A 6,727-nucleotide genomic window follows, 5' to 3' on the forward strand; every position below is an offset into this window, starting at 1 on the left:
CCGGCGTCGCCGATCACGCCCAGTTCGCCGCCGACCTCGATGACGTCGTCTTCCTGGGCCACGATCTTGGTGAGCACACCCGCTGCGGGGGACGGGATTTCGGTGTCGACCTTGTCGGTGGACACTTCGAGCAGGGGCTCGTCGACCTCGACCGTGTCTCCTTCCTGCTTCAGCCACCTGGTCACAGTGCCCTCGGTGACGCTCTCACCAAGAGCTGGCATCTGGACGGAGAAGGCCATGTCCGTTGACTCCTCTAACTGCTCGACGGGTTCACAACAGTTCGTCTCTCGGCGGGGCGCGCCGCGGGTCGCGGCGAGTACCCGACTGCCACCGAACATTCCTGTGGCACCGGAGATCCGTGCGGTTCTTGTTCCGGTTCTCCATCCTTGCACTCGCCGTTGCGATACGTACCACAGGGCGGGCGGTCGGCGGGCCCGTGGCGACATCACAGCATCCGCGCCGCTGCGGAGAGCTGGTCCGATGTCGATCGTCCGGCTCGGCGTGTCTGGTTCGACACCCCGCGGGTAGCCGCGGGGTTCGGACACGGTGTCCTCCAGGGAGCTGGGCGTGCGCCCGAAATGCCCGACAGCTGGCACTATCGATAGATCGGGAGCGCACGCACCCGACATTCGACCAGGAGGTAGGCGGCCGTGGGGTTGCTCGATCGTTTCCGCGGCGGCCGCGCGGGCAGAGGCGCCGACGCCTCCGATATTCGTTATCTGGCCGACTGGGTGCGCACCCATGTGGGTGTCGAGGCGTATATCGAACCCAAGACGACAGTGACCGATGTCACAGCGATTCTTATCGCCGCCGATGGGGAATGGACGCGCCGGGTCGTGGGCGAGCGCGGCGCGCGCCAATTGTCGAGCCGCCTCGGGGTTCCCGTCTACGACGTCGGCCGCACCGGCTACCCACAGCGCATGCGCGACTACGACGCCCGCAAACGCATCGAGCGCAAGCGCGCACTGGAGGCCGATCTCCGGGATCTGTCCGCGGAGTAGGAGCCTTCGGGCCGATATCCGGAAGTCGCTTGAGCAGGGCGAGGCGCCTGTGCCGACCACGGTCGGGCAGACCCCGGCGTCGGTGCCGAACCGGTCCGGGCGATGCGCCGGCCGATCCCGGTCGGCCACGATGAGCGCCGCCGACCGGGATCCCGAATGCTGTTGTGTCGCTTACTCTCCCGCGATATCGGTCAGCACCGCGACCAGCGTGCGCACGGGAACACCGGTGCCGCCCTTGCCGATGTAGCCGAACGGTCCGCCGGTGTTGTAGGCCGGGCCCGCCACATCCAGATGCGCCCACTGCACACCCTCGGGCACGAATTCCTTGAGATAGGTCCCGGCGACCAGCATGCCGCCCCAGCGGTGCGGGGATACGTTGGCCATATCGGCGACCTTCGAGTTCAGGTCGGCGCGCAATTCGGCGGGCAGCGGCATCGGCCAGCCGTTCTCGCCGACCTCCTGCGACAGCCGCGCCACCCGGTCGCGGAATTCCTCGGTGCCCATCACGCCCGGGGTGCGGGTGCCGAGGGCGACCATCTGCGCGCCGGTCAGTGTCGCGACGTCGATCAGGTAGTCCGGGTTGTCCTCGCCCGCGCGCACGATCGCGTCGGCCAGGATCAGCCGGCCCTCGGCGTCGGTGTTGATGACCTCGATCGTGGTGCCGCCGTACTGGGTGAGCACATCACCGGGACGCTGGGCGGTTGCCGAGGGCATGTTCTCGGCCATCGGCACCGTCGCGGTGACCGTGATCGGCAGTCCGAGTCGCGCCGCCACCAGGGTGGTCGCGATGACCGCCGCGGCGCCGCCCATATCGGAGGTCATATTCTCCATATTGGCCGCCGGCTTGATGGAGATGCCGCCGGTGTCGAAGGTGATGCCCTTGCCGATCAGCGCGACCTTCGTATCGCCGCCGGAATAGGTGATGCGGATCAGTCGCGGCGGGCGCGAGGAGCCCTTGCCGACGCCGACGATGCCGCCGTAACCGCCCGCCTCCAGCTGCTTCTCGTCGAGTATTTCCACGTCGAGTCCCGCCGCCCGCGCCAATTCGGCTGCGCGCTCGGCGAATTCGGCCGGGAACAGGGCGTTCGGGGGAGTGTTGACGAAATCGCGCGCGGTCGCCACCGCTTCGGCGACGGCCTGGGCGCGGAAGAGTTCGTCCTCGCCGGAATCGGCTGTGGGAACGAGGAATTCGACGCGCTGCAGCGGCTGTTCGGCCGGCTTGGGCGCCGACTTGTCGGACTTGAACGTGGTGAAGGTGTAGGCGCCCAGGTAGAAGCCCTCGGCGGCGGCGCCCAGATCCAGTCCGGACAGCGTCGTGACGGCCGTGGCGGTGCCGGCGAGCGAGCGAGCGGCCACACCGGCGGACTTGCGGATCTGCTCGGCGTCCAGCGCGTCACGCCCGCCGAGTCCGACCGCCAGCACGCTGGTCGCGCCGAGCCCGTCCGGCGCCGGGATCCGCGTGAGTTCCTCGGCCTTACCCTTCGCGCCGACGGCCAGCAGCGATGCCAGCAACTGCTCCCGGGTGCCGGCATCGAGCACCGCGTCGAATACGTCGGCCGCGGCGATCACGGGCCCGTCGTCGGTGGACAGAAGTCCCACCACGAGAACATCGGTATCGGGGCCGATGCTCTCGGTACGTGCCAGTTCCGGGCCGAGTGAACGATCTGCAACAGCTGTCATGCGCCCAGGTTACTGGGTGGGATTCGGGGCCACCGGTGGGAGCGACGCGGCCGGAGGCGGCAGCCTGCGTGACCACGGAGGCCGCCGCGTACACCGTCATCGGGCATAGCTGGGGGCCACGCGGCGGGAGGTGGCAGCGTATGTGACCACGGAAGCCGCTGCGCACACCCGTCAGCGACGCAGGGGAACGGCCTGGCCGGAGGAGGCAGTGTCCGACCCGGAGGCTCGCTCGCGCAGACCGCAATCGGACACGGCTGGGAGCTCTGCGGCGGGAATTCGCTGGTGCCCTCACCCCGTGGCATGCCATCGTGGTGGTGGATGACTATGAACGATCGAGAACTTGTGCGCTTGTCGAAGCGCCTGTCGAAGTGGTTGCGCCACGATCCGCAGGGGATCGGCCTGGAACCGGACGCGGCCGGTTGGGTGCCGGTGGATGCGCTGCTGCGGCAGGCGAATGCGGCCGGAACGACGCTCACCCGCGACGCGCTGGACGCGGTGGTCGCGCGGAACAACAAGCAGCGCTACGAATTCGACGAGACCGGGACCTCGATCCGCGCCCGGCAGGGGCATTCCATTCCCGTCGAGCTCGGTTACACCGCGATGGAACCGCCGTCGATCCTGTTCCACGGCACGGCCGAGCACCTGGTCGAGGCGATCATGGCGGAGGGGCTGCGCCCGATGCGACGGCATGCGGTCCATCTGTCGGCGGATGTGGAAACCGCACGCGCGGTGGGCGCTCGGCACGGTCTCCCGGTGATCATCGACGTCGCGGCCGAGCGGATGTTTCGCGACGGACAGTCGTTCTACCGCACCGGCAACGGCGTCTGGTTGGTCGATGCGGTCCTGCCGATATATCTCGCGATCAGAGATTCCGCAGGCTGAGCTGGGCACCGCTGCAGACTGCTTCGAGTCCGGTGCGCGACTGCCCGCGTGTAGGTTCCGCTCACTCCTCGTCGGTCTGCGCCGACAGCGGTACGCCGGTGTGGAAGAACCGGATCAGCCGCCCGATCCGCACGCAGTGCGCGGCGCAGCGTTCGAAATGGTGTGCCAGCAGCGCTGTTTCGACCGCCATCGCATTGCCGTGCTGCCAGCCGTCGTCGGCGACCGCGCGCAGCAGTTGCTGCTGGAGCTGTTCGATCGCCGGATCCGGCGGAATCAGGGTGGTGTCCGGTTCCACCTGCTGGGCCGAGATCACCGCGATGGCCGCGGCGGTGAGGTCGACCAGTGCCGCGGCCATCGCCGAGAGTTGATGCGTGATGTCTTCGGGCGCCACGGGTTCCGGGAATTTCCGCACCACGCCGTCGGCCACCCGGCTGAGCCCGCCCGCGATGCCGGACAGATCCTCCGCGATCTGGATGGCGGTCACCACATTGCGCAGATCCCGCGCGACGGGCGCCTCGAGAGCGAGCAGGATCACCGAACGGTCCTCGCATTTGGCGTGCTCGGCCTGGATTCTCTCCTCCAGCGCGAACACCTCGTAGGCAGCGGTCAGATCGGCGTTCTCGATCGCCACCGCGGCGCGTTCGGCCGCCTCGTGTGCCAACCGAGCCATATGAACGAGCTCGTCGGAGAGCGCCGCGAGTTCGGAGGAGAATTTCGTTCGCACTCTGGTATCTTCGCCGCCCGCCGGGCCGAACGTGCAATATCGCAGGAAAAGTCATCGAATATCCGCCTCGCGGGCCGGTGTCGTGCAGTGCCGCAGCGGGTGTCGATCATTAAGGTGTAGCGCACCGTGCCGACGGTTGTGTGAATGGAGGGTCTCGGGCTGGTGGAGTTACGAAGCGAGACAACATCCGGGCAGCGCACGGGATCGGTCGAGGTGGGTTCGCTCGGTGCGGCGCAGCCGGCGAACGCGGCGGCCGACGAGGACGGATTCGACTGGCTGGGGCGCACCCGGGCCGGCCGTGTGCTGCGGTTGGAACGGCCGCAACGGATCTGGGAGGCCGAGCGCACGCCGGGGCGCTCGCGCCCGTACGTGGTGGCGACGTTCAATTTGAAGGGCGGGGTGGGTAAGACCACCACCACGGCCGCGCTGGCCGAAATCCTGTCCGCCGAATTCGACAAACGGGTCCTGCTGATCGATCTGGATCCCCAGGCCAATCTCACCGCGATGATGGTCGGCGAAAACCGGGCGATGGAACTGGATTCCGGTGACGGCACGCTGGCCGCGGTCTTCGCCGCCGCTCTGGCCGGGCGCCCCGCTCCCGATGTGCGCGCTCTGATCCAGCACGAGGTGTCGCCCATGCATGCGGTCACCACCGTCGATCTGCTGCCCGCCTCGCCGAAACTGATTGCGCTGCAGGACGAGATGCCCGCGCTGCGGCAGGGCGAACCCACCACGGTGCTGGCCCGGGCGCTGTCGGGCGTACTCGAGGACTACGACTACGTCCTCGTCGACTGCCCGCCGAATCTCGGCCCGATCACCCAGAACGGCCTGCGGCTGTCCGACGGTTACCTGATCCCCACCATCCCGGACATCATGTCCACCTATGGAATTCCGCCGGTGCAGGCGCATCTGCGCCACCTCGCCGCACGCTGGGGCGATCCGCTGGAGGAGCTGGGCGTCGTGGTCACCAAGTATCGCCGTTCGTCCGCGGTCCACCGCACCACCCTGGAGATCTTGCAGGCCAATCGCACTCTGCCGCGGTTGTTCCCGACCCGCATCCCCGACTCCAATCAGATCGCCGCCGCGGCCGCGTTCACCGATTTCGGAAGTCTGCGAAGGAAATACGGGACGGGCGGGCAGTTCCTGGCATTGCGCGAACTGACGGCGGATTTCCTCGCGACGACGCGAATAACCCTCGCGTGGGGACGGTGAGGACTGCGGATACGAGCAACGACACGACTGCTTCCGTCAATCATGTATTGACGATTACTGGATCGTCAACTTTTGGTTGACGGATGACATTATCCAACCTACCGTTGCCGCATGTCCTCCACCGAACCCTCCGCACCGGCGATCACGCCCGCCCAGCGCCGGTCGACCGGCGAATCCTTCGGCATCGACCCGGCTCGATACGACCGCACCCGCCCGCCTTATCCGCAAGCGATGATCGACCGCATCGTCGCGTCGAGCCCGGGCCCGAATTACCTGAACGCCGGCTGCGGCACCGGCATCGAAGCGCGGCAGTTCCGTGCCGCGGGCTGCACCGTGCTGGGTGTCGAACCCGACGCGCGGATGGCCGAATTCGCGCGCCGCGACGGACTGCAGGTGGAGGTGGCCCGGCTGGAGGAGTGGGATCCGGCCGGGCGCGTCTTCGACGCGGTGGTGTCCGGTACCGCGTGGCATTGGATCGATCCGGTCGAGGGTGCGCGCAAGGCGGCACAAGCGTTGCGCCCGTCCGGGCTGCTGGTGTTGTTCTGGCACGTCTTCGAACTGCCGCCCGCCGTGGCCGAGGCCTTCGCCGAGGTCTATCGCAGGCTGCTCCCGGATTCCCCCTTCCGTCCGCCGGCCCGTCCCGGCCGGGCGGTGGACCCCTACGAGCCGATACTCGTCAACTCCGCCAACGGAATTCGCGAGGCCGGCGGATTCGGCGACGTGCAGCGGTGGCGCTTCGACTGGGAACACTGCTACACCCGTGACGAGTGGCTGGATCAGATGCCCACTCAGGGCACGCTGACGCGGGCTCCGGCCGAGGTGGTGGATCAGGTGCTCGCGGGCGTCGGCGAGGCGATCGACGCGATGGGTGGCAGCTTCACGATGCCGTACGCCACCATGGTCCTCACCACCGCTCGGCTGTGAGCTGACTCATATCTCCGGTTCGGTGGAACCGCGTCGACTCGGGAGCGTCCAAACCCATGACGGACAACATCTTTCGAGACAAGGATTCGGCATGACACGCACTACGGCCGCACTTCTCGCCTGCGCCGCGATCGCGGGCTTCGGCCTGACGGCCGGCCAGGCGGCGGCGGCTCCGCTCGCTCCGGCACAGCATCAGGCTCTCGACCCGTCGGCCGCTCAGAACGGCTGCCCACCGCCGCCGACCGGCCCGGACGGTCGCCGCCTGCCGCCGCCGCGGGTGTGGACGGCAAGCCGCTGCCCCGCC

At 68.2% G+C, this 6,727-nt stretch carries 7 protein-coding genes and 1 pseudogene; 5 read left to right on the forward strand and 3 right to left on the reverse strand.

Features of this window, described 5'->3' with window-relative positions:
• Window positions 1-239 (reverse strand): biotin/lipoyl-containing protein (locus RJ03_RS08875; protein ID WP_036500060.1); only part of this gene is annotated, 239 nt, incomplete at its 3' end.
• A 411-nt stretch (window positions 240-650) separates the two neighbouring features.
• Between RJ03_RS08875 and RJ03_RS08880 the strand changes: the two genes are divergently transcribed.
• Complete coding sequence (locus tag RJ03_RS08880; RefSeq protein WP_036500046.1) at window positions 651-1,001, forward strand: hypothetical protein; 351 nt, start codon at window positions 651-653, stop codon at window positions 999-1,001.
• A gap of 171 nt (window positions 1,002-1,172) precedes the next feature.
• Here RJ03_RS08880 and RJ03_RS08885 read toward each other — a convergent pair whose 3' ends face one another.
• Entirely contained in the window at window positions 1,173-2,681 is a 1,509-nt protein-coding gene (locus tag RJ03_RS08885) for a leucyl aminopeptidase (protein ID WP_036500048.1), read from the reverse strand.
• 324 nt (window positions 2,682-3,005) lie between these two features.
• Between RJ03_RS08885 and RJ03_RS08890 the strand changes: the two genes are divergently transcribed.
• On the forward strand, window positions 3,006-3,563 hold the full coding sequence (locus RJ03_RS08890; protein ID WP_036500051.1) for an RNA 2'-phosphotransferase: 558 nt from the start codon (window positions 3,006-3,008) through the stop codon (window positions 3,561-3,563).
• A gap of 61 nt (window positions 3,564-3,624) precedes the next feature.
• On the opposite strand, the gene RJ03_RS08895 is transcribed toward RJ03_RS08890, so the two are convergent.
• Window positions 3,625-4,287, reverse strand: a complete 663-nt coding sequence (locus tag RJ03_RS08895; RefSeq protein ID WP_036500055.1) for a phosphate signaling complex PhoU family protein — start codon at window positions 4,285-4,287, stop codon at window positions 3,625-3,627.
• Between the two features lie 144 nt (window positions 4,288-4,431).
• Between RJ03_RS08895 and RJ03_RS08900 the strand changes: the two genes are divergently transcribed.
• From RJ03_RS08900 to RJ03_RS37030, 3 genes and pseudogenes are all read left to right on the forward strand, one after another.
• Window positions 4,432-5,499 carry a ParA family protein gene (locus RJ03_RS08900; protein WP_083870688.1) on the forward strand — a complete coding sequence of 356 codons (1,068 nt, stop codon included), beginning with the start codon at window positions 4,432-4,434 and terminating at the stop codon, window positions 5,497-5,499.
• A 111-nt stretch (window positions 5,500-5,610) separates the two neighbouring features.
• Entirely contained in the window at window positions 5,611-6,423 is an 813-nt protein-coding gene (locus RJ03_RS08905) for a class I SAM-dependent methyltransferase (RefSeq protein ID WP_036500058.1), read from the forward strand.
• 91 nt (window positions 6,424-6,514) lie between these two features.
• Window positions 6,515-6,727 (forward strand): annotated as a pseudogene (locus RJ03_RS37030) (hypothetical protein); the annotation flags it as partial.

The organism is Nocardia aobensis NBRC 100429 (assembly GCF_000308375.1).
Lineage (GTDB): Bacteria > Actinomycetota > Actinomycetes > Mycobacteriales > Mycobacteriaceae > Nocardia > Nocardia aobensis.